The sequence below is a fragment of the Gordonia lacunae genome (assembly GCF_002149015.1).
Taxonomy (GTDB): Bacteria; Actinomycetota; Actinomycetes; order Mycobacteriales; family Mycobacteriaceae; genus Gordonia; species Gordonia lacunae.
Window position 1 is genome coordinate 54,162 of record NZ_NGFO01000002.1, and the last position, 22,932, is coordinate 77,093.

Sequence of the window (22,932 nt, forward strand, 5' to 3'; positions counted from 1 at the left end):
CGCGCCTGTGTCGTCCGCCCGGCGACGAATCGGAGTCAGTACTCGATCTCGATGGTGTCGCTGACCGGCTCGGCCTGACACGCGAGGACATACCCCTCCGCCACGTCGTCCTCGGCCAGGATCTCGTTGTGCGCCATGGTCACCTCCCCCGTTTTCAGGACGCAGACACAGGCGCTGCAGGCACCCTCCCGACAGGAGTAAGGCGCGTCGAGGCCCGCCGCGAGCAGCGCGTCGAGCAGCTTCTGCCCTGCCTTCCATCCGACGGTCCGCCGGTCGCCGTCGAGTTCCACCTCGACCGTGCAGACGACCTCACCGGCGCCGGAACCGGTGGTCTCGGGCGACTCGACGGCGTCGAAAGGATTGCCGTGCAGCGACCGGAATCGTTCGGTGTGGACGTGATCGCGTGGGAAGCCGACCCGAGCACACACATCCGCGGTGAGATCCATCAGCGGGGCTGGTCCACAGACGTAGACCATGCGATCGGTCATCGACCGCAACAGCGCCGACAGCCCCTCTCGGGTCGGGTATCCCTGGACCGACTCCAGGATGTGCACCACGGTCAGTCGGGTGGCGAACCGCGCGGTCAGCGAACGGAGTTCGGCAGCGAAGATCACCGACTCTTCGTCGCGATTCGCGTAGAGGACGAATACGTCGCCGGAGCCCCCGAACAGCAGCGACTTCGCGATCGAGATGACGGGCGTGATCCCGCTGCCACCGGCGACCAGCACCACGGGTTCGGTCAACGAACGGGGACCGAAGGTCCCCCCGGGCGGAAGGACCTCGAGCTCGTCCCCCACACCGACGGTGTCACAGATCCAATTGGAGCCGTGCCCGCCCCGGACCCGCTTCACCGTGAACTTCACGTCGCTGTCCGCGTGCGGTGAACTGGCCAACGAGTAGCACCGCGCACTTCCCGAACCGGCGTCGGGCACTCGAACAGTCAGGAATTGACCGGGGGCGTAGTCGAATTCGGCGGCATCCTCGGGCCGGGGACGTATCACGACCGATCGGGCGTCGGCGGTTTCGTCGATGACCTCGAGCACGCGGACACGACGCCCGCGACGTCCCTCGGCGGCCGGCACCGTCACCACATCGGAGTCGGTGATCGCGTCGCTGGACATGAGTCTCCTCATCGGTTCTCGAGCGGGATCACCGCCGCGTCCGCATGCGGAACCCGGGGCGGCGACCAGACGGACATTCCGCGAAGGGTAAGCGGGCGGACACGCTCCGATGGGGGCTCGTTCCGCTGGCCGGGAGCAGTAGGCGACACAGGGTCGCATCGTCTGCGACGGTCGGTGTCGGTACCTGTGGCACCAGAGGAAGGCCGTCGGCGCGAGGGTATCGTGATCGGTGTCACATCGAGGAGGTCAGGTGAGGACGACACAGACGGGTGACACCCCGATTTCCGTGGTCGATCGGGTGTCGACGGTGCTCGAGGCATTCAACGGCGCAGGGCCGATGACCTTGGCCCAGGTGACCGCCCGCACGAAACTGCCGAGGTCGTCGGTTCATCGACTGCTCGAGCAACTGGCCCAAGCCGGCTGGCTGGCACGGTCTCCCGAGCAGACCTACGAGCTGGGGGTCAAGGCCTACGAACTCGGCCAGGCCGCACTCAACCAGAACCGCCTGCTCAAGGGGGCCCGTCCGGTGATGCATGCATTCGCGCAGCGCACCGGGTACACCATGCAACTCGGTGTCGTCGATCGGGGCGACTGCGTCTACCTGGCCAAGGTGAACGGGCGCCTGTCCGGACCGACCCCCACCGCGGTCGGCCAGCGCCTGCCCGCTCATGTCACCGCCCTCGGAAAAGTCGTGCTGGCCAACCGCAGCCCGCTTCCGGACCGCGGCGCGCCGGGCGGCCTACACCTCGACGACAACGGAATGCTCGTGCGGCAGACCGCGCTCAGCATCACCGACCTCACTCTGCTGAAGAGCGAGCTCCAGCAGATACGTGACCGCGGCGGGGCATTCGATCGGGGCGAGGCCTTCGCCGGCATCGGATGCGTCGGCGTGTCGATCGGACCCGCCGACCACATCTACGGCAACCTCGCCGGCCTGTCCATCTGCGGGCCGGTGGGCGCACTCGACCATCGCAAGCTGCTCGGCCCCGTCCGGATCGCGGCGCGCGAGATCTGGGACCGGTGCGTCGCCGCCGACCTGGCCGATCACTGATCCGCGGTTCTCCTCCGCCGTCACCGCCCACCGAGTGGGAGACGTGGGCGACGCGACCCTCCCCACCGGGGCACGATCGAGGCCCAGAGCCCTCGTGCACCGAACAGGGCGACGAGAAGGAGGAACGGATGAATCGATTCGACGGCCGACGGGTCCTGGTCACGGGCGCGGCTTCGGGCATCGGCAGGGCCACCGCGCTGCGGCTGCTGTCCGAGGGTGCCACCGTGGTCGGGGCCGACGTCTCGAGCGACGGGCTCGCCGCAACCGCGCAGGCCGCAGCCGACGTCGCCGAACCCGACCAGTTCGTCTCGCGTGCGATCGACATCGGCGACGAGGCCTCGGTACGTGACGGCGTCGCGTTCGCCACCCACCACCTCGGCGGACTCGACGTGCTGGTGAACGCCGCCGGGATTCTCCGCAGTGGACACACCGAGCAGGTCACGCTGCAGGAGTGGGATCAGATCATCCGCATCAACCTGACCGGCACCTTTCTGATGATCCGGGAGTCGCTGCCCGCGTTGATCGACTGCGGACGCGGCGTGATCGTCAACTTCAGTTCCACGTCGGCCAGCTTCGCGCACCCCTACATGGCCGCGTATGCGGCCAGCAAGGGCGGCATTCAGTCGATGACGCACACCATCGCACTCGAGTTCGCCAAGCAGGGGATCCGCGCCGTGTCGGTCGCGCCCGGAAGCATCTCGTCGGGCATGACTTCCGCGCCGGGGTTGCCCGAGGACTCCGACGTGTCGTTGTTCACGAAGATGCAGCCGGTGGTCCGGATCGAGCACGCGGATTCGGAACCACCCGCCGTACCCGGCATGGCCGGACCGGAGAAGGTCGCCGGAGTCGTGGCCATGCTGGCCTCCGACGACGGGGCCTTCATCAGCGGCACCGAGGTCCGCGTCGACGGCGGCAGCCATCTCTGAGACCAGTCCGCCCGGCGACCTGAGCCGGACATGAAGCCGGGCCGCGGTGCGCATCGTGCAGCACCACGGCCCGGAGTCTTGGTGGGCCCGGAATTCCGGTGGCCCTGGTCTCGCGGCTGTCGTCAGGCGGGTTCGGCTGCCGCATCCATCCCGGCGAGTTGCGCAGCCATGTCCGCGACGGCCCGGTACGCCATCACCATCCCGGAGCCGAGCGGTGTGCCCGGACCCGGGTACACCTCGCCCGACACCGAGGCCGTCGAGTTGCCCGCCGCATACAGTCCGGCCACCACGCCGGTCCCGCCGGATCGCAGCACCGCACCGTCGCCGGTGATCACCGCACCACCCTTCGTTCCGAGGTCACCGAGGACCATGCGGACCGCGTGGAAGCGCGATCCGTCGAGGGCGGCCAGGCACTGGGCGGCAGTCTGCGCCCCGAGGAAGAACCGACCGTACGGATCCTCGCCGCGCCGGAAGTCGTCGTCGCTGCCCTGTGCGGCCAGCTGGTTGAACCGATCCACGGTCGCAGTGAGCGCCGCCGGGTCGATCCCGATGGCGTCCGCGAGATCAGCGATCGACGATGCGGTGTGCCACAGCCCGGCCTCGGCCATCGCGGCACGGTCCGGCATCGGGGCGCAGATGGCCGGCAGGAAGTCACCTGCTCGGTCATCGAAGATGTACCAGAACCCCTCGCCTTTTCCGGCCAGCATGCGTTCGCGCATCGCGCGACCCATCTGGTCGTACGGGAGCAGTTCGTTCGCGAAACGGCTGCCCGTCTCGTCGACGATGATCCCCGCGCGCAAGCCGAGCGTGAACACCGCGTGACCGTTCGGGAAGAGGGTCGCCGGGCACCACCACGACTGGTCGAGCAGATCCAGCTCGGCGTCGACGCTCCGGAGCATCGCGAGGGCGTCGCCCGAACCTGTGTCCGGGTGCGACGAGGTCCACTCCGACGACGGCATCTGCTGGAGGCCGCGGCGCAATTCGGTGTTGCGTTCGAAACCACCGGCCGCGAGCAGGACTCCGCCCCGCGCCTGCAACCGGCGTAGGCCGTCGGCGTTGCGCACCACGACGCCGGTGACACGTCCGGAGTCGTCGACGACCAGCGACTCGGCAGCTGTTTCCTTGTGCACGTCGGCGCGCCCGGACTCGTCGAGCGCCAGAAGCATCCGCGCGATCCACGCCTGACCGCCGTCGAGCACCGTCCGGTCCATCTCGATGCCGAACTGATCGGTCGGGACCATCGGACGGATGTCGTGGACTCGAGCCCCCACCTCGTCGGCGGTGATCGGCTTGGCGAAGATGCTGCGGCCGTGGTCTTTTCGACCCGGTGCCGCGAAGTAGTCGGGGAACGGCCGGTGTTCGAGCGGGATCCCGACCTCGTTCTCGAGGAAGTCGGCGACCACCGGCCCGGTTTCGATGAACGTACGCTGCACGTCCGGATCGGTCCGGTCGCCGACCGTCTCGCGGAAGTAGGTGAGCCCGGTCTCCACCGAGTCGTCGACTCCATCGCGCGCGAGGACGTGGTTACCGGGCAACCAGACACTGCCCCCGGAGTAGGCCGAGGTTCCGCCGAACCGGTCCGTCTTCTCCACCACACACACCGTCAGCCCGCGCGTGGTCGCGGCGAGCGCGCCGGCCAGTGCGGCCCCGCCCGAACCGATGACGACCACGTCGTAACTGCTGTTCCATGTCATTGCGCGCTCCGTGTTCTGGCGCCGCGCCGGCCGTCCCGACGCGCGCGGATGTCGATCTCTCGCCGGCCGGACCCTGGTCACCACCGGCAGCGGCCACGCTAATGGTCGCGTGGTGACCCATACCGTTCCGTTCCCGCTCAGTGGTCCTTGTCACCCCGCGGCGTGCACCGGCCCGACGAACTCCAACTCATATCCGTCGGGATCGGCGATGACCCCGATCGTCATTCCGTACTCCGGGTACTCGGTGGCCGTGCTGATCACGGTGCCGCCGATCTCGCAGGCGCGGCTCATGACCGCCGCCGGATCGTCGGTGTTGAGGACGAACTTGCGCAGCATGTCACCGTGCTCGGGGGGTGCGGACGCAGTGCCGTCGACGGGCCGGATGAGTTCGAGGCCCGCCGATCCCGCGCGGACGATCGCCGCGGTGAACGAGGGCGTGGTGAACTCGCGTTCCATCTCGAAACCGCATCCACTGGTGTAGAACTCGATCGACCGATCCAGATCGTCGACCCGGATCGCGGTGAGCGAGAGGGTGACCGCGCCCTCGCTCATCGCGTCTGCGACCCGCCGTTGAAGTCGAGGGTCTGGCCGGTGATGCCGCCGGCCTCGTCGGAGGCGAGGTACGCACAGAACGCCCCGACCTCGATCGGGTCGCCGAGTCGGCCGATCGGGATGGTCCGCAGGATCGCGTCGATCATCTCCGCGGGCATCTTGTCCTCGAGGTTCTTCTGATGACCGAGGGCGACGATGTTCGCGGTGACCCCGTACTGTCCGGTCTCGGCCGCGAGGTGGCGGATGAAGCCCTCGATTCCGCTCTTGCCCGTCGCATACATGGTCTGGTTGATGTTCTGGCCGGTGCGCGCCGAACCGGACGAGATCTGGACGATCCGCCCCCACCCGGCGTCGCACATCCCATCGATCGCGGCCTTGATGCAGTTCATCGCGCCGAAGATGTTGAGGTCGATGGGGGCTCGCCATTCCGCGGGCGCCAGGTCACGGAAAGGCTTGATCATCCGGCCTTCCGCAACGCCGGCATTGTTCACCACGATGTTCACCTGCCCGCCGAGCTCGGCTTCGGCCGCACGCATGCTGTCGCGCGTCGCGTCATAATCGGTCACGTCGAAGGGTGCGGCAACAGCACGGTTGCCCTCTTCGATGATCGCCGCCGCGACCTTCTCGGCGCGGTCGGCGTGAAGATCGTTGACGATCACCGACGCCCCCTGCCTGGCAAGTACTTTCGCGATCCCTTCGCCAACGCTCTGTCCCGCGCCGCTCACGAATGCGGTCCGTCCGGTCAAATCGAACACTGCCAGCTCCTTCTGTCGCCACACGGTGACCCACCTGCGCAGAGCCACGTCGTTCGCCGCACAGTAGTGCCGTAGCCGACCTCTGCCGGCCGGTCCGTCCCATTGAGCGGGCGGACCGCACATGCCCCCACCGGGGACGATGAGCCCACCGGCAGGATTGGATACAATTTCTGATCCCATCTTGTTAGGGTCGGCGCCATGACGTCAGAAGGAAGCAGTACCCAACCCGACGCCGATGCCCCGTCGGTCCTCATCTCGGTGACCGACGGCGTGGCGCGCCTGACCCTCAACAACCCGCGCCGCAAGAACGCGATCAGTCTCGCCATGGCGGCGGCGATCGATGCATTCTGCGACCGGGTGACCGACGATCACACCATCGGCGCCGTGGTGGTCGACGCTGCAGGGCAGTACTTCTGCAGCGGCGCCGACACCCGCGATCTGGCCACGTCCTCGTCGGATCCCGCGTCCCCCGAGGCGGTCTCGCGGACCTCGGCGGTCTACGGCGCGTTCGTGCGGGTCGGCTCGCTCCCGGTGCCGACCATCTCGGTGGTCGTCGGCGGTGCCGTCGGGGCCGGCCTGAACCTCGCGCTGGCCACCGACATCCTCGTCACCACCCCCGACTCGGTTCTCGACAGCGGGTTCCTCGCGCGCAGCATCCATCCCGGTGGCGGTCACCTGTCACTGCTCGGGCGGGCGGTGGGCTGGTCGACGACGATCGCCCTGGCCGCCTGCGGACAGAGCCTCACCGGCGCCGAGGCGGTCGCGAACGGTCTCGCGCATGCGGCCGTTCCTGCCGAGGACCTGCCCGCGCTCGTCGCCGGACTGACCGGACCGGCCGCACGCGATCCCGAGCTGACCCGCCGGATCATGACCAGCGCCCGACTCGAACTCGGTCCGCCGGCGGTCAGCTGGTCCTCGGCCCTGGAGATCGAACGCGGCGTGCAGATGTGGTCGATGTCCCGAAAGGGGCAGCAGGCCTGGTCGTCGCGGGGCCCCAAACAGTGACGACCACCTCCTCGCCGCGGTCCTCGGTGACCGCCGACGAGCTCGATGATCTCCGGGCCGACGTCCGCGGATTCCTCCGCGACGAGATCGACGGTGGCCGCATCGTCCCCGATGTCGACAGCTGGATGACCGGATTCGATCCCGGTTTCAGTAGCCGTCTGGGCCGGCGTGGGTGGGTCGGCATGACCGTGCCGACCGAGTACGGCGGCCACGGCCGGACCCCGGTCGAGCGGTTCGTGGTCACCGAGGAGTTGCTCGCGCACGGGGCACCGGTGGCCGCCCACTGGATCGCCGACCGTCAGATGGCACCGGGCATCCTCGCGAACGGAACAGACGAGCAGAAGCGGCGATACCTGCCCGGGATCGCCGCCGGCACCATCTTTTTCGCCATCGGTATGAGTGAGCCCGACGCCGGTTCCGATTTGGCTGCCGTACGCACGCGCGCCGTCGACAACGGAGACACCTGGACGATCAGCGGCACCAAGGTCTGGACCACCGGTGCCCACCTCGCGCACGCGATGGTGCTGCTGGCACGCACCGACGGCGTTCCCGATGACCGCCACAAGGGGCTGTCCCAGCTGGTTGTCGACCTGCCCCACCCGGACATCGAGATCCGGCCCATCCGGAGCATCGACGGACAGGCGCATTTCAACGAGGTCATCTTCCACGACGCGGTCGTCGACAAGTCGGCGCTGCTCGGTGAGCGCGGCCGCGGCTGGGCCCAGGTCATGGGCGAACTCGCCTTCGAGCGTTCCGGACCGGAGCGGTACCTGAGCACGATGCCCCTGCTCCGCGCCTGGGCCGGCCAACTGCGTGCACATGGCGCGACACCCGAGCAACGCACGACACTCGGAACGCTCACCGCGGTGGCGTGGGCACTGCGCGGAATGTCGCTCCAGGTGGCCGACGAGCTGTCCGCGGGGGGCAAACCGGATGTCCTCGCGGCGATGGTCAAGGATCTGGGCTCCACCTTCGAGGGCGATCTGGTCAACGCGATCCGCAGCTCCTCCGGGACCATCGCCCGCCGTGACGGAGGTACTCCGATCGAGCGCCTCCTCGCGCAAAGTGTGCTGCACACACCGGCTTTCACCCTGCGGGGCGGAACAAACGAGATCTTGCGCGGAATCGTCGCGCGTGGATTGGGGATCCGATGAGCGACCTGGCCGATGAGTTGATCGCGGCGACCCGCTCGATGCTGGACCGCATCGACATCGACACCGAGACCCCCGCTCAGGGGATGTCGGACGCACTCTGGTCCGCGCTGGTCGAGGCGGGCTTCACCTCGGTGGACGTCCCGGCCGAGGCCGGCGGCCACGGATGCGACACCGCCGACGCGATCGCGGTGCTGTCCACGGTCATCGGGAGCGGCGCACTCGTCCCGTTCATCGAACACGCGATGCTCGCCGCGTGGCTGTCCGGCACAGTCGGACAGGATCTCGGCCCGGGCACTGCGACGATCGGCATGGCGGACGCCGGATTCGTCGTCGACGAATCCTTCGAGCCGTCGCGCGTGACCGGCACCGTCCGTGACGTCGTGCACGTGTCCGTGGCGTCGTCGCTCGTCATCCTCCTCCCCGAGACCGAGAACTCCGGCGCCCGCGTGGCGACCATCTCGCCGGCCCACGACGGCGTGTCTGTCACCGCGGGCACCGATCTGCTGGGCGCATCGATCGGCACCGTCACCCTGGACTCTGTCCCGGCGACCACTGCGGACTGCCCGGTCACCGCCGGCGACCTGAGGCAACGCGGTGCGCTCGTCTACGCCGCTGCGTTGGCGGCCGCCGCCGGAACGGTCCGCGACCGGAGCGTGCACTACGCCTCCGAGCGGACCCAGTTCGGCAGGCCGCTGACCAAGTTCCAGGCGATCCAGCAGCGACTCGCCTCGATGGCCGCGTCGACGACCATGATGGAGATCGCGTGCCGCCGGGCCGCGGCGGCGTCGAGTACTCCATGGGCAGCGCGGGGCGCCACTGCAGCAGCGAAAGTCGTCACGTCGCTCTACAGCCACGAGGTCGCCGCGGCGGGCCATCAGATCCACGGCGCCATCGGCTTCACCTCCGAGCATCCGCTCGGACGCTCGACCACGGCGTTGTGGGCGTGGCGCGATCGCTACGGCACCGAGCGGGAGTGGGCGGACGTGATCGCCTCGGACATCCTGGATGCCGGGTCCGATCCCTGGGACCTGATCACGGGCACCGCAACGACTTCGGGCATCGAACCCCTATCGACAGAACGGACTTCCCAGTGAGCACGACGATTTCGGTCGGCGACGACACCGCACCCGACCCGACGCCCGCGGTGAACCCGCGGGCGGCCTGGCGGGCCGCCGACTCCGCGGAGGGCAACGGCGTACTGACCGGTGTGCGCGTTCTCGATCTGAGCCGGGTGCTCGCCGGGCCCTACTGCGCACAGACCCTCGCCGACCACGGTGCCGAGGTGATCAAGGTCGAGGCCCCGAGCGGGGACGAGACCCGTGGCTGGGGACCGCCGTTCGTCGACGACGACACCAGCAGCGCGTACTACAACAGCCTGAACCACAGCAAAGAGAACATCTGCCTGGATCTGCGGACCGACGAGGGACGCGCGGTCCTCGCCGACCTTCTCGCGGGAGCCGACGTGGTGATCGAGAACTTCAAGGCGGGCACGATGGCCCGCTGGGGCTTCGATTACGAGACGGTCCTCGCCGAACGGCATCCCGGGTTGGTGTATTGCCGCATCACCGGCTTCGGTGTGGACGGACCGATGGGCGGGCTACCGGGTTACGATGCCGTACTCCAGTCGTTCGGCGGTCTGATGAGCATCAACGGCTACCCCGACGGCAGCCCGCTGCGCGTCGGAGTCCCCATCGTCGACATCGTCGCGGCGAACATGGCGGTGAGCGGCATCCTGCTGGCGCTCCTCGCGCGCGAACGCAGCGGACGCGGTCAGCTGGTCGACATGACCCTGCTCGACTCGGTCATCTCCCTTCTCCACCCCCATGCGGCGAACTGGATTGCCGGCGGCGGAATCCCGCAGCGCACCGGGGACTTCCATCCCACCGTCGTGCCCTATCAGGTCTTCCCCGCCCGCGACGGCGACTTCTTCGTCAGCGCCGCCAACGACCGCCAGTTCCGGTCACTGGTCCAGACACTCGGCGTCGCACATCTCGCCAACGATCCGCGCTTCGCCTCGAACAAGGACCGCTACGCCCACCGCGAGACCCTTGCCGCCACACTGGGAGAACGCATCGCCGAGCACGATCGTGCCGACCTCGCCGCCCGCCTCGAAGCCGCCGGGGTACCCGCCAGTTCGGTGAACACCATCGACGAAGCCCTCACCTCGGCGCAGGTCCGGCACCGCGGGTTGTTCCTCGAGACCGACACCTATCGCGGTGTCGGAGTGCCGATCTCGCTGAGCGACGCGGGGCACCGGCCACCACGTCCGGCAGCGGCCAGGGGTGCGCACACCGGTGAGGTCCTCGAAGCCATGGGATACGGCGCCGAGCGGTTGGCGTCGCTCCGCACGGCCGGCGTGTTCGGCGAGGCATGACCGGAGGTGCGATGGACGGCGGTTCGGGCAAGCCCGCGGTGTCCCGCGCGGCGACTCGCGTCGTCGCCGAACTCGAGCGGATGATCGTCACCGGCGAACTGCTGCCCGGACAGCCTATCCGGCAGGAGCTGATGGCCGAGCGCCTCGGTGTCAGCCGGCTGCCCGTCCGTGAAGGACTCCGCCAGCTCACCTCCGAAGGACTCGTCCAACACGAGCACAATGTCGGTTACACCGTTGCGCGGCTGAACCAATCGGAGTTCGACCAGATCTACCTCATGCGAGCCGCTCTCGAGCGCGAGGTCCTCGCCGTGCTACCCAGACTCGACGATGCCGCGCTCGACGAGATCAGCGAACTCCGCGACCTCGTTGCTGAAGCGGCCGAGGCCGCCGACATCCTCGAGATGCGGCTGCGGAACCAGACCTTCCACTTCGCCGTCTTCGAGCGGTCGCCGCTGCTTCTCGTGGTCGCGGAGTTGCGGCGGCTCTGGAACCTGGCCATGCCCTATCACGCCGCCTATCTGTACGACGCCGACGTGCGTCGCAAGGTGTGCGCGGAGCATGACGACATGGTCGAGGCACTCGTCGCCGGCGACAACAACCGTCTGATCGAGCTGATGAACCTCCACCGCAAGGGCGGTGAGACGAGCACCGGCGTGATGTTGAGCGCCGCGTCACCGACATCCACGGGCGAGCGACCGGAACCGTGACGCCCCCACCCGAGCCCGCGGAGTCGTCGGGCACCGCGCTGTACGACATGACCGGCTGTACGACATGACCGAGGTGACACCAGAGATGACCGCGAGTACACCGCACGACGCCGGCCCGCCCTGGGACCCGGACGTCGCCGTGATCGTCGACCGGATGATCGCGGCCGGCTCCCCCGCCTCATGGCAGCGCGGCGTCGAGAAGACCCGGGAGATGCTCGAATCGATAGTGCGGCCGTCCGGTCCGGACATGGCCTCGGTCGAGGACGCGACCGCCGACGGCCCACGCGGGCCGATTCCGTTGCGGATCTATCGCCCCCACATCGCGCCGGCCGTCGGTGCGCCCGCGCTCGTCTGGTACCACGGCGGCGGAATGATCATGGGTTCGCTCGACTCCTTCGACCGACTCGCGCGCGACGTGGCCCATGCCACCGGTGCGGTGTTGATCAACGTGGACTATCGCCTCGCTCCCGAACACCGTTATCCCGCAGGCAATGACGATGCCTATGCCGCACTCGAATGGGCGCACCGCCGCGCAGGCGACCTCGGCCTGGACGCGTCGCGCATCGGGGTCGGCGGCGACAGCGCCGGTGGCGGGCTCGCCGCGTCCACCGCGCTCCGCAGTCGGAACACCGGTGGCCCGCGCATCGCCCAGCAGGTCATGTTCTATCCCGGTGTCGCACGCCGCGACGACACCGCGTCGATGCGCGACTTCGGCGACAGCGTGTTCCTGACCGCCGAGGACATCGACTGGATGAAGAACATGTACCTGGGCGAGGACCCGTCGCAGGACGACGAGTACGGCACGCCGGCCATCGCGGCGAGCCTCGCGGGCCTGCCGTCGGCGATCATCGCGGTCGGACAGGGCGATCCGATCCGCGACAGCGTCGAGCAGTACGGCGACCGGTTACGCGATGCGGGAGTGCAGGTCGCGCAGCTGCGGTATCCCGGTGTCGGACACGGGTTTGCGATGCAGACTGCGTCGATCGCACGGGCGCGCCTGGCGATGGCCGAGGTCGGGGCGCTCGTCGCCGCGCGATTCGCCTCCCGGACGTCCTGACGTCGGGCGGCGGATCGGCGGACCGGCCGGGGGTTCCCGGCCGGCGGAGATCAGGTCCGAACCGGCGCCAGAAGCTTCTTCAGGGGTACCGACGTGTCCGCCAGGATGTCGGCGGACGGACGGTATCCGCGACCGAGGGCCGACCGGAGCGCGACGAAGTCGGCGGGCGAGTTCAGACACTCCGCCGCGACGAGTGCGTCGTCGGCGAAGTACAGCGCGACGCGGCGCCGCGGCCGTTCGGGATCGACCCGGACGAGCACCGTCGTGTGTCCGCCGATGAGTCCGACGATCTGCAGTTTCTGGTCGCCCTGATCCGACCAGAACCACGGCGCCCCGCGTGGCGGGACCTCCGCGCCGGTGATCACGCTCGCCGCGACCGTCGCCTGTTCGGTGGCGTTGTCGACCGATTCCAGACGGAATCGCCGACCGGTCTCGGAGACATGGACGGTGCAGTCGCCGATGGCGACGGTGTGTCCATCCGACGCCAGGCACTTGCCGTCGACGACCACCCCGCCATCGGTGTCGAGACCGAGCTGATCGGCGAGTTCCGTTCGGGGGCTCGCCCCGATTCCGACGAGAACCGTTGCGGCCGGGACCATTCGACCGTCCTCGAGCCGAACCCCGACGAGGCGCCCACCGTCGGCGACGATCTCTACCGGCATGGCCCCCAGTTCTACGGCAGTCGCCATCGCCCGATGGGCGGTGAGCAGGGTCTCGGCCGTCGACGGTCCGACCGCCCGTGCGAGCAGACGATCGCCCGCCTCGATCACTGTCACGTCGACGCCGAGTGCACGTGCGGTGGCGGCGACCTCGAGTCCGATGAATCCTCCGCCGATGACCGCGACCGGACCATGCGCCACCCGAGCCAGCAGCTGATGGGCATCGTCCATCTCGCGGAGCACCAGGACGTCGGGATGGTTCGCCCCCGGCAGCTCGAGGGTTCGCGCGCGAGCTCCGGTCGCCAGAACCAGTCGATCGACCGAGAGTGTCTCCCCACGGTTCTCACGAATCATCTCGAGCGTGTACCGCCCATCGGTGCGCGTGACCCCGACGACGTCGGTCCCGATGCGGAGGTCGATGCCGTTGTCGCTGTAGTACGCGGGGTCGCGCAGCAGCACCGAGTCCGCAGAGGCCTCGCCCTTGAGCATCGCCTTGGACAGCGGCGGACGCTGGTACGGGAGGTGCTTCTCGTGCGAGATCAGCGTGAGGTCACCGGTGTACCCGACCGCGCGCAGCCGGTCGGCGAGGTGGACCGCAGCGTGCGAGGCGCCGACCACCGCGACACTGCGCGGGGTCGACGCCTCCGAACCGCCGACGCGGTCGGGTCCGACGGCCACGTCAGACCTGCTCGTCCGGAATGGTGACATGGACGTCGACGCCCTCGGACAGGGTGAGCTGACAGGAGAGTCGCGAGTTGTCCGCCCGGTCGGAGGCCGTGCACTCGAGCATGTCGTCCTCGTCCTCACCCGGTGCGGCGAAGTTGCCCATCTCGGCCGGGTCGAGGTAGACGTGGCAGGTCGCGCACGACAGCGTCCCGCCGCACTGGCCGACGATCCCGGTCACGCCGTGACGGACTGCTGTTGCCATCACCGAGTCACCAACCGAGGCGTCGATGATCTTCTCGGCGCCGTCTGGTTGTGTGTAGAACACCTTGGGCACGAGGTTCTCCTACCAGGCGACGGGGAGGTTGGTGACCGGCTGGGTGAGGTTGGTGTCGTCGACGACGACCTCACCGGCAAGTCTCAACTCCGGAAAGCGCTTGAACAGCTCGGCGAGACCCACCTGCATCTCCATCCGTGCCAGCGGCGCGCCGAGGCAGTGGTGTAATCCGTAACTCAGGGTCAGATGCGGATTGTTGGGACGGGTGACGTCGAAGGGCTCAGCGTCACTCTCGATGGCGATGCCATCGTGATTCGTCGATGCGGGGTCGACCAGAACGGCCTCACCTTCGGCGATGAGATGCCCGTCGATCTCCACATCCTCGGTGGCGACGAAGGGTACCAAACCGCTTCCCCCAGCGATCTTGTCGTCGATGGCGAAGCGACCGAACCGAAGCACCTCTTCGACGGTCGTGGATGCCAGGCCGTCCGGGTCACCCAAGAAGACCTCGAGCTGATCGGGATTACGCAACAAGGTGAGTACGCCCAGGCAGATGAAATTCGCGGTGTTGTCGAATCCGGCGATCACGAGAAGCATCGCGATGGGCAGGATCTCACCGTCGGTGAGGCTGTCATCCTTGTCGCGGGCATTCGCGAGGTCGCTGATCAGATCCTCGCGCGGATCCTGCCGGCGTTTCTCGATCAGCTCGACGATGTATCCGAACAGCTCGGCCATGTTCGACATGACCTCGTCCTCGGACATGTTCGAGGTGGACAGACTCGCCGAACTCCACTTCTGGAACTTCGCCCGGTCCTCCGGAGGCACCCCGAGCAGGTTGCAGATCATCTGGATCGGCAGCGCGACAGCGTACTCGGAGACGAGATTGACGGGGTCGAGGCCCTCACCACGCACCTCGATCATCCGGTCGATCAGCTGGTTGGCGTACTCGACCGCCGAGTCCCGCATCGCCTTCACCCGCTTGGGTGAGATGGAGCGCTGCACCAGTTTCCGCAGTTTGGTGTGATGCGGCGGGTCCTCGAACTGAAGCGTCGACTTCAGAAAGTCCGGGAACTCGACGAAGTACGGGACCACCCGCTCGCCGGTACGGAACGGCTTGCGGACGAACCGTCCGTCGCCGAGCATCTCGCGGGCGGCCGCGTTGCGGTGGATGACCCAGACGTCACCGCCGTAGGGCATCGTCATCTTCGACATCGGACGATCGGCGGCGATCGCTCGATACCGCGCCGCGGCCTCGTTCGGCGGGACGGCGGCGAACGGATACTCCGTACCCGTCGTCGGGGTGGCTTCGGTTGTGCTCATGTCGGTACTCCAGAAATCGGGGCTGTTCGGACGGTCAGGAGACCGGCATCTGGGCGGGCGCGACGATCTGCGGTATCGCCTCGGGCGTGATGGTCATGATCTGTTCCCACCGCTCGGCGACGGTCTCGACCGTGAGCGAGGGATCGTGGATGCCGACGGTGTTGACCAGAGCGAGGCGGTTCACGATGCCGCCGGCGACGTTGAACACCTCGCCGGTCGCCTCGCACGACGGATGCACCAGGAACGCCGCCACCGGGGCGACATGCTCCGGGAGCAGCTGAGTTCGCATGTACTCCATGATTTCCGGCGAGAGCGTGTCGGCGGCGGCTTCGGCCATCCGGGTACCGGCGCCGGGAGCGATGGCATTCACCTTGACGCCCGCTTCGAGCCCTTCGAGCGCGAGATTGCGGGTGAGGCCGAACAGTGCCCCCTTCGATCCGCCGTAGTGCGACATGCCGGGGTTGCCCAGCATCGCCTGCGAGATCGTGTTGACCACGCGCGGGGCCGCCGACTCGAGCAGATGCGGCCACGCGGCGCGCAGCAGCCGCATCGGTCCGAGGTAGTGCACGTCGAGGTGGCGCTGGTACTCATCGTCGGGCACGTCACGGAATGGTGCCGCGCGCACGATTCCCGCGTTGTTGATCACGGCGTCGAGCCGGCCGAAGTTCGAGATCGCGGCGTCGACGAGCGCGGTTGCACCCTCGTCGGTCGTGATGTCGGAGTTCACCGCGACCGCCTTGCCGCCGGCGGCGGCGATCTCCGCCACGACGTCGGCGGCCGGGTCACCCGATTCCACCCCGGAGCCGTCGGTGGTCGAGCCGAGGTCGCCGACCACGACCGAGGCGCCACGCGAGGCCAGAAGGAGCGCATGTGCGCGGCCGATGCCGCGGCCCGCGCCGGTCACGATCACGACGCGATCGGTGAAGTCGAGTTGTGCTGTCATTTGTCGTCCTTGCAATGGGTTGAACGTTGAGGTGTGCGGTGCGAGGGGTTGAATTCCGGTACGGGCGGGTCAGGGCCGCGTCTGGCCGCCGTGGTTCTTGACGTCGGCGACGAAGATCCCGCCGAGAGCTTCACGGGCGGACTTCTCGAAGTCGAAGACCTCGTACCCGACGGTCATGTAGAGCGTGCTGCGATCGGGTCCGCCGAGCAGGCACGCGGACGCGATACCCCCCTCCAGGGGCATCGGGACCGCGTCGGTCAGACCGTCCTCGGTGAAGCGGGCGACGTATCCGCCACCCGGCATGGCTGCCCAGACACCGCCTTCCTCGTCGAGCCCGATACCATCCGGCATGAACGGACAGGTGGCGAAATCCCTTGCATTCGAGAGGGTTCCGTCGGCGTTGCGATCGATCACGGTGATCTTCTGCGCCATCACCTCGGCCACGAAGAGTTGGGTGCCGTCGGCGCTGATCGCGATACCGTTGCCGCAGTTCATCTCCGGAACACCAGCGGGCTTCGAGACGGTGCCGTCCGGCTCGACGACGATCAGCGGCGAGGTGATCGGGGTCTCCCCCTGGAAGATGTCGAAGCCGAGTTGGGTGATGTATGCCCGGCCGTCGGCGTCGACCACCATGTCGTTGACGGCCTTGATCGCGAACTCGCTGACGTCGGCGTACTCGGTGAGATCGGCCGGCCCGTCGCCGCCGTGGACGAGGACCTTCTGCTCGTGCATCGAGTTCACGATCAGACGACCGTCGGGCAGCCATCCGAATCCGCCCAGGACGATCGGGACGTCGGTGTTCGCGGACCGCCCGGTGGCGTCGACGACCACGGTCGCGTTGCCCTCGGCGTCGAGGGTCTTGAGCGTCCCGGTGTACATGTCCGAGAACCAGAAGGCACCGTCGTGCCAGCGCGGGCATTCCGGCCAGGAGTACCCGGTCGAGATCTTGCGGGCCTCGAAGGTGGGCGCGTCCGCGGCGGCAACGGCCGCCGCGACGGTATCGACGGGACTGGTCATCGGTGAACCTTCCGTGGGGTCGAACTGTTGACAACTGTTGTGCGAGAGTCACTGCGAGCGTCGCGGCGACAGCGACGCAGGACGCCACGGCGTGATCGGCTCCGCCGCCCCCGGCCGCTCGCGACATTCGATTCGCGTCGCCCGCGCCCCGCCCGGCTCGTTTTCGAACGGTGAACTGGATCACAGGGGACGCGCACGGGACGAACACTAAGTGCTCGGCGGCGAGGCGGTGGCGGGCTTCCCATTCAGTGGACGCCGACCGCCGCTCCGCGTCGTCCGAAGCCGTTCAGTCGGGGACGGTCTCGGGGTAGACCTGCGCGAACCACGCTCGCTGCTCGTCGTCGAAGGTGCCGAGTTCCATCGCGCGCCGGCCCCAGGCCTTGATCAGGTCCAGGAAGCTCGTGACGTCGTAGACATCCCGCTGCTGGGAGAACTTCCCGTCGCCCGCGTAGGTGAGGACACTGATGTGCGGGGCTCCGAATCGACCCCCGTCCCCGGGATCGCTCATCACGTTGTCGAGTCGCGCCACGATCGTCCCGTTGGTCTCGTCGATGACGTGCCAGTACTCGGGGAAGCTCTCGGTGTGCGAGCCGGGGAACGTCGCGAGGCTCGGTTCGGCCCACGCCCAGATCCCCTCCTTGCCCTTCAGTTCACCCGCCATCTGCTCGTGATAGATGACGTCGTCGGTGAACAGTTCGAGGAAGTCCCGCCAGCTCCCCTCCCCCGAACCCGCACGATTGATGGTGGCGAACCACCGCTGGTACGCCTCTTCGAGTTCCTGTCTTGTCCATGTGTTTGCCATACGTCGGACGCTATTTCCGGAGGTTCGCTCGCCGCGGCCCCTGTGTCCGGTCACCGGGAGAGAATCGAACGACGTTTTCGCAGCGCAGACTTCGGCATCGGGTCCTGTCCCGGTCAGCGGAAGTGTCGCTCGACGCCGACCGCCCCCCGCGATCGAATACAGGGACACCAGCACGATGTCATTCTCCTCATCCGACAACGCAGAGGGCCAATTCGTGTCGTCACTTCCCCACTCAGACAACGGCAACCAGATTCGACCTGCAGTCGTTGATTCCTGGCGAGCTCCGGGATGGTCGCCTCGAGTCTGCTTCGGGCTCGCCGCGATCGTTGCGCTCCTCGAGGTCTGCTCCATTTCCTACATGATGGTCTCGACGGCGCTACCCGCCATCAGTCGCAGCTTCCAGACCACGCAAACAGCGTGGATGGTGACAGCGTTCATGCTGGCCGGCGCAGTTGTCTCGCCCATCGTGGCCAAGCTCGCGGACCTCCACGGCAAACGATTGATGCTGCTTGTCTCAGTGGCGATCGCCGCGCTGGGCGCGCTGGTTTCGGCGATCGCGGCAAACTACGCGATGATGGTCGTCGGACGTACCCTCTTCGGCTTCTTCGTCCCGTGCATGTTCCTGAGCTACCTGCTCATCCGCGATGTGTTCCCGGCCCGCACCGTTCCGCTGGCCATCAGTATCGTCACCAGCGGCCTGGGACTCGTAGCGATCCCCGCACCGTTTCTCGCCGGTTGGCTGATAGACACCTTCGGTTTTCGCAGCATCTTCTGGTTCATGTTGTGTGCAATGGTGCCGTCCGCCGCCCTGGTGCGCCTTCTGGTCCCGGAATCTCCGGTGCGCGTGCACGCGCGAGTCGACACGACCGGGGCCGCCCTGCTCGGCGCCGGCATCGCGGGCGTCCTCGTCGCAGTCAGTTTCGGTCCCTCGTGGGGTTGGGCATCGGGCTCGACCCTCGCGTTCCTGCTCGGCGGAATCGCCCTTGTGTGTGGATGGTTCGTCTCCTCCCGCGTGCTGCCCGAACCGCTGATCGACACCTACGTGCTCGCGCGACGACCTGTGCTGCTGACGACGCTGATCGCCGGAGTCGTCTACGGCGTCTCCGGACTCACCGGCGTGTTGCTACCGCTGTTGATCATGACTCCGCCATCCCTCCAACTGGGCTACGGCTGGGGTTACGACACCACGACCTACGGCGTCTACAAACTTCCCGTCGTCATCGCGATCGTGGTGGGCGGTCTACTCGTCGGATGGCTGGTGACGCGCGGCCTTCGTCCGCGCCTCACTGTTGTTGTCGGGCTTGCGCTCAGCGCGTGCGGATTCGGAGTGTTGGCCGTCGACCACCACTCGTTGCTGACCATCGTCATCGGCGCCGGACTATGCGGATTCGGGCAGGGAATGGGGTACGCATCCGTCCCCAATCTCCTCATCGAATTCGTCGAACCCAGACACCAGGCGACAACGGCAAGCGTGATGTCGGTGAACCAAGGAGTGTTCACTGCCGTCATCACCGTGGTGGTATTCGCGGTACTGAACAACTCTCACATCGCCGTGGTAGCCGAGGGCGCGAGTTTCTACGACTCGTCCGGATTCACCACGGTCTACCTCTTCATCGCCGCAGTCGCGGTCGCAGGGCTGCTGCTGGCCCTGACATTGCCGCGACCGGTGGGCGCGGCCCATTCGGGACCCATTGCACAGGGCGTCTGACCGTGTCGTTTCGGACATCGCCGGCCGGAGCAATTTTCTTGGGGAATCGGCAACTCGCGTGGGCCGAGTGACACTCCAGGACAAGGTAAGGGGACCGTGATGAGCACTTCACCACACTCGGCGGCCGACTGGGTAGGCCGCGATCTGGGCTCGCGCACGGTGCAATGGGACGAGCGCGACGCGATCTTGTTCGCATTGGCCGTCGGTGCGCGCGCCGATGATCTCGACCTCGTGTACGAGCGGGAGCTCCGCGTGCTCCCGACCTTCGGGCTCACCCTCGGTCAGTGGGGCCCGGACGAGCTCGGCTCACGGGGAGCGTTTCCCGTCGGGACGTCGCTTCACGGCTCCCAGCAGCTCGTCGTCCACGACGAGCTGCCACCAGCGGGTCAGGCGACGCTCTCCGCACGGGTCGACAACGTCTGGGACAAGGGTTCGGCGGCGATCTTCGACGTCAGCGTGAGCTGTGACCACTTCACCGCCGTGTGGTCCATCTTCGCCCCGGGTTGCGGCGGCTTCGGCGGTGACCGCGGACCGGGTGTGGCTGTCGCCGAGTCGCTCTCGCCCGCAACCTCGGTGCGCACCGCATCGAACGCAGCGGCGCTCTACCGACTGTGCGGGGATCGTCACGCCATACACATCGACCCGGTGGCCGCACGGGCGATCGGCCAGGACCGTCCGATCCTGCACGGTCTGGCCACCCTCGCCACCTCGGCTGTGGCACTGGCGCGGCACCGTGGCGCTCATCCCGCCGATCTGGCCTCGCTCTCGGGACGGTTCCGGTCGGTGGTCCTCCCGGGCGACGAGCTTCGCATCGACGTCACCGACTCCCCGACAGACGGATTCGTCGTGGCCGGACCTCAGGGAGTCGTCATCGACAACGCAGTCGCCACCTTCGGGCGCTGACCAGACGGCTGGGCCGGCGATGAGAATCGCCGGCCCAGCCCATGACGACGGATCGGGTCTATCCGCCGATTGCCGAGTCCACCGGATTCTTTCGGCGTCGGTCACCTGAGTCGGAACCCCCGATCGACAGACCTTCTGCATCGATCCTCGGAAGCAACCGATCGAGTGTGGCCGGCAGCCACCACGACCGGTTGCCGAACAACGCGAGCGCTGCGGGCATGATCAGCATCCGCACGACGAACGCGTCGGTGAGTACACCAACGGTCAGCGCGAGAGCGATGGAGCCGACGAGACTGTCGCCGCTCAAGCAGAATCCCGCGAACACTGCGGCCATGATCGCCGCCGCTGCGACGACGACCGGACCCGACCGCGAGAACCCTTCGATGATTGCTTCCCTGGTGTCCAGACCACGAGAGTGCGCCTCGTGGATCCGGGAGCCGAGGAACACCTGATAGTCCATGGCCAGACCGAACAGGATGCCCACCACGATGATCGGCAGGAAGCTCAGGATCGGTGCACCTTCGTCGACCCCGAAGATCCCGCCGAGCCAGTTCCACTGGAAGACGGCCACCGAGGCGCCCATCCCGGCACCCAGCGACAACAGGAAGCCCAGGGTCGCGACGAGAGGGACGAACAGCGACCGGAACAGGAGCACCAGCAGCAGGAACGCGAGTCCGACGATGAGCACGATGTAGGTGATCAGTGCCGTGTGCAGCTTGTCGTTGACGTCGATCGACACGGCGGTCTCACCGGTCACCGCGACCGATGCATCCGGGATGTCGGTCACCGCCGAACGGATCTCGCCCACCAACTGTGAAGTCCGCTCCTCGTCGGGGCCGGACATCGATGTCACGCTGATCATCGCGGCAGAGTTGTCGGCGCTCGGCGTCGCCGGGGACACCGATGCGACGCCTGGTAGTCCGGCGATGGCCTCGGCCGTGCGTTCACCGGCGAGTCTCGCGTTGTCGCTGTCGACCAGCACGACCAGAGGGCTCTGCGATCCGGCGCCGAACTCGGCGGAGATCAGGTCGTAGGCCTCCCGCTGGGAGGAGGACGGGTCTGAGCCTCCGGGTGTACTCAGCGACGTCTGCAGGGACATGACGGGAATCGCCAGCACCGTCAATGCCAGGACCGCGGGTACGAGCACGCGCCCGGGACGCCGGGCCACGAGGGCACCCCACCGTTCGAAGAAACTCGGAGTCGTGTCCTCTGCTGCGTCGGGTTCGGGGTCATCCGCACGCTCGGCCCGCGGCAGGAGCCGGCGGCCTCCGAGTGCGAGTGCGACCGGCAACAGCGTCAGAGCGATCCCGACGGCGACGACAACGGCGAACGCAGCGGCCAGGCCCATCTCCGCCAGGAACGGCACACCCACCACGCTCAGCCCGGCCAGCGCCACGACGACCGTGGCCCCGGCGAACACCACGGCCGAGCCCGCCGTTCCGACCGCCTGCCCGATGGCGTCGGTGACACCACGCCCGGAGCGCAGCTCCGCACGGAACCTCGCGACCACGAACAACGCGTAGTCGATACCGACGGCCAATCCGAGCATGACCGCGAGAATCGGGGTCGTCGGCTGGATCGGAGAGAACGCGGAGTATCCGAGAACCCCGACGATGCCGACGGCGACACCTATCAAGGCGGTCAGCATGTTGATGCCGGCGGCGGCCAACGACCCATAGGTGATCATGAGAACGAGGAACGCGATCGCGACACCGATGATCTCACTCGGCCCGAAGAGGTGCGGACCCGCTACGGACAAGTCGCCGCCGACGACCGTACGTACGCCGTCATCGGTTGCCTGATCTGCGATGGCCTCGAGTCTGTCGTGGAGCGCGGTCTTGTCGGCATCGTCGGCGAGACGATAGCTGACCGTCGACACCGCGGTGTCCTGATCCTCCGACAGCTTCGGCGAGTCCGAACTCAATCCGTTTGTCACAGAGACGACCTCGGGGAGCTCGCCGATCTCCTCCACTGCCCGGTCGACCGTTGCCCGAAGTGCCGAATCGGTCAGAGGCAGCCCGTCCATGTGGAAGACGACGGGCAGGCTTCCGGCAGATTTGGCGTCGCTCGTGGGGAACTTGTCGTTCAGTGTCGACATGGCGTCGGACGACTCGGTGCCGGGTATCTCGAAATCGTCACCGTCGGTCTGCGGGCCCGCCATCATCCCGACGATCACCGCGACCAGGATCGCCACCCAGGCGGCGATCACCGTTTTTCTGTGTGTCGCGCTGAACGCGCCGACTC

21 protein-coding genes are annotated in these 22,932 nt (G+C 67.6%); 10 read left to right on the forward strand and 11 right to left on the reverse strand.

Annotated elements, in window-relative coordinates; genetic code table 11:
- Positions 1–35: 35 nt before the first annotated feature.
- The gene (locus CA982_RS02050) at positions 36–1,121 is read right to left on the reverse strand and encodes a ferredoxin--NADP reductase (RefSeq protein ID WP_086533686.1); all 1,086 of its coding nucleotides are present in this window, start codon (positions 1,119–1,121) and stop codon (positions 36–38) included.
- A gap of 250 nt (positions 1,122–1,371) precedes the next feature.
- Here CA982_RS02050 and CA982_RS02055 point away from each other — a divergent pair, with 250 nt between their 5' ends.
- Both CA982_RS02055 and CA982_RS02060 read left to right on the forward strand, forming a co-directional pair.
- The gene (locus CA982_RS02055) at positions 1,372–2,172 is read left to right on the forward strand and encodes an IclR family transcriptional regulator (protein WP_086533687.1); all 801 of its coding nucleotides are present in this window, start codon (positions 1,372–1,374) and stop codon (positions 2,170–2,172) included.
- Between the two features lie 128 nt (positions 2,173–2,300).
- Entirely contained in the window at positions 2,301–3,098 is a 798-nt protein-coding gene (locus CA982_RS02060) for an SDR family NAD(P)-dependent oxidoreductase (RefSeq protein ID WP_086533688.1), read from the forward strand.
- 122 nt (positions 3,099–3,220) lie between these two features.
- Here the strand turns inward: CA982_RS02060 and CA982_RS02065 are convergent, their stop codons facing one another.
- The 3 genes from CA982_RS02065 to CA982_RS02075 all read right to left on the reverse strand — a co-directional run bounded on the left by CA982_RS02065 (position 3,221) and on the right by CA982_RS02075 (position 6,099).
- Positions 3,221–4,792, reverse strand: coding sequence for an FAD-dependent oxidoreductase (locus CA982_RS02065; protein ID WP_086533689.1), 1,572 nt, complete (start codon positions 4,790–4,792; stop codon positions 3,221–3,223).
- Positions 4,793–4,942: 150 nt separating this feature from the next.
- Positions 4,943–5,344, reverse strand: coding sequence for a VOC family protein (locus CA982_RS02070; protein ID WP_086533690.1), 402 nt, complete (start codon positions 5,342–5,344; stop codon positions 4,943–4,945).
- The gene (locus CA982_RS02075; protein ID WP_086533892.1) at positions 5,341–6,099 is read right to left on the reverse strand and encodes an SDR family NAD(P)-dependent oxidoreductase; all 759 of its coding nucleotides are present in this window, start codon (positions 6,097–6,099) and stop codon (positions 5,341–5,343) included. Before CA982_RS02075 ends, CA982_RS02070 begins: the two co-directional genes overlap by 4 nt.
- A 198-nt stretch (positions 6,100–6,297) precedes the next feature.
- Here CA982_RS02075 and CA982_RS02080 point away from each other — a divergent pair, with 198 nt between their 5' ends.
- The 6 genes from CA982_RS02080 (at position 6,298) to CA982_RS02105 (ending at position 12,396) form a co-directional block, all read left to right on the forward strand.
- Positions 6,298–7,104, forward strand: coding sequence for an enoyl-CoA hydratase-related protein (locus CA982_RS02080; RefSeq protein WP_086533691.1), 807 nt, complete (start codon positions 6,298–6,300; stop codon positions 7,102–7,104).
- Complete coding sequence (locus CA982_RS02085; RefSeq protein WP_086533692.1) at positions 7,101–8,258, forward strand: acyl-CoA dehydrogenase family protein; 1,158 nt, start codon at positions 7,101–7,103, stop codon at positions 8,256–8,258. The genes CA982_RS02080 and CA982_RS02085 overlap by 4 nt, the downstream gene beginning before the upstream one ends.
- Positions 8,255–9,352: an acyl-CoA dehydrogenase family protein gene (locus CA982_RS02090; protein WP_086533693.1), complete on the forward strand. Its 1,098-nt coding sequence runs from the start codon at positions 8,255–8,257 to the stop codon at positions 9,350–9,352. The genes CA982_RS02085 and CA982_RS02090 overlap by 4 nt, the downstream gene beginning before the upstream one ends.
- Positions 9,353–9,402: 50 nt before the next feature.
- Positions 9,403–10,632, forward strand: a complete 1,230-nt coding sequence (locus CA982_RS02095) for a CaiB/BaiF CoA transferase family protein (RefSeq protein ID WP_086533893.1) — start codon at positions 9,403–9,405, stop codon at positions 10,630–10,632.
- Positions 10,629–11,339 (forward strand): GntR family transcriptional regulator, encoded by a 711-nt coding sequence (locus tag CA982_RS02100; RefSeq protein WP_244176095.1) that lies wholly within the window; start codon positions 10,629–10,631, stop codon positions 11,337–11,339. The genes CA982_RS02095 and CA982_RS02100 overlap by 4 nt, the downstream gene beginning before the upstream one ends.
- Positions 11,340–11,424: 85 nt before the next feature.
- A complete protein-coding gene (locus tag CA982_RS02105) occupies positions 11,425–12,396 on the forward strand; it encodes an alpha/beta hydrolase (RefSeq protein WP_086533894.1) in 972 nt (323 codons plus the stop codon).
- 50 nt (positions 12,397–12,446) lie between these two features.
- Here CA982_RS02105 and CA982_RS02110 read toward each other — a convergent pair whose 3' ends face one another.
- The 6 genes from CA982_RS02110 to CA982_RS02135 all read right to left on the reverse strand — a co-directional run bounded on the left by CA982_RS02110 (position 12,447) and on the right by CA982_RS02135 (position 18,077).
- Positions 12,447–13,733, reverse strand: a complete 1,287-nt coding sequence (locus tag CA982_RS02110; protein ID WP_244176096.1) for an NAD(P)/FAD-dependent oxidoreductase — start codon at positions 13,731–13,733, stop codon at positions 12,447–12,449.
- A 1-nt stretch (position 13,734) separates the two neighbouring features.
- Positions 13,735–14,055 (reverse strand): 2Fe-2S iron-sulfur cluster-binding protein, encoded by a 321-nt coding sequence (locus CA982_RS02115; protein WP_086533696.1) that lies wholly within the window; start codon positions 14,053–14,055, stop codon positions 13,735–13,737.
- Positions 14,056–14,064: 9 nt separating this feature from the next.
- Positions 14,065–15,315, reverse strand: coding sequence for a cytochrome P450 (locus CA982_RS02120; protein WP_086533697.1), 1,251 nt, complete (start codon positions 15,313–15,315; stop codon positions 14,065–14,067).
- 34 nt (positions 15,316–15,349) lie between these two features.
- Positions 15,350–16,258, reverse strand: a complete 909-nt coding sequence (locus CA982_RS02125) for an SDR family NAD(P)-dependent oxidoreductase (protein ID WP_086533698.1) — start codon at positions 16,256–16,258, stop codon at positions 15,350–15,352.
- Between the two features lie 69 nt (positions 16,259–16,327).
- Positions 16,328–17,275, reverse strand: coding sequence for an SMP-30/gluconolactonase/LRE family protein (locus CA982_RS02130; protein ID WP_086533699.1), 948 nt, complete (start codon positions 17,273–17,275; stop codon positions 16,328–16,330).
- Positions 17,276–17,561: 286 nt separating this feature from the next.
- A complete protein-coding gene (locus CA982_RS02135; protein WP_086533700.1) occupies positions 17,562–18,077 on the reverse strand; it encodes a nuclear transport factor 2 family protein in 516 nt (171 codons plus the stop codon).
- Between the two features lie 358 nt (positions 18,078–18,435).
- On the opposite strand from CA982_RS02135, the gene CA982_RS02140 reads away from it, so the two are divergent.
- Positions 18,436–19,785 carry an MFS transporter gene (locus CA982_RS02140; RefSeq protein WP_244176097.1) on the forward strand — a complete coding sequence of 450 codons (1,350 nt, stop codon included), beginning with the start codon at positions 18,436–18,438 and terminating at the stop codon, positions 19,783–19,785.
- A gap of 99 nt (positions 19,786–19,884) precedes the next feature.
- Entirely contained in the window at positions 19,885–20,688 is an 804-nt protein-coding gene (locus tag CA982_RS02145) for a MaoC/PaaZ C-terminal domain-containing protein (protein WP_086533702.1), read from the forward strand.
- A gap of 58 nt (positions 20,689–20,746) precedes the next feature.
- On the opposite strand, the gene CA982_RS02150 is transcribed toward CA982_RS02145, so the two are convergent.
- Entirely contained in the window at positions 20,747–22,897 is a 2,151-nt protein-coding gene (locus CA982_RS02150; protein ID WP_208617859.1) for an MMPL family transporter, read from the reverse strand.
- Positions 22,898–22,932 lie beyond the last annotated feature (35 nt).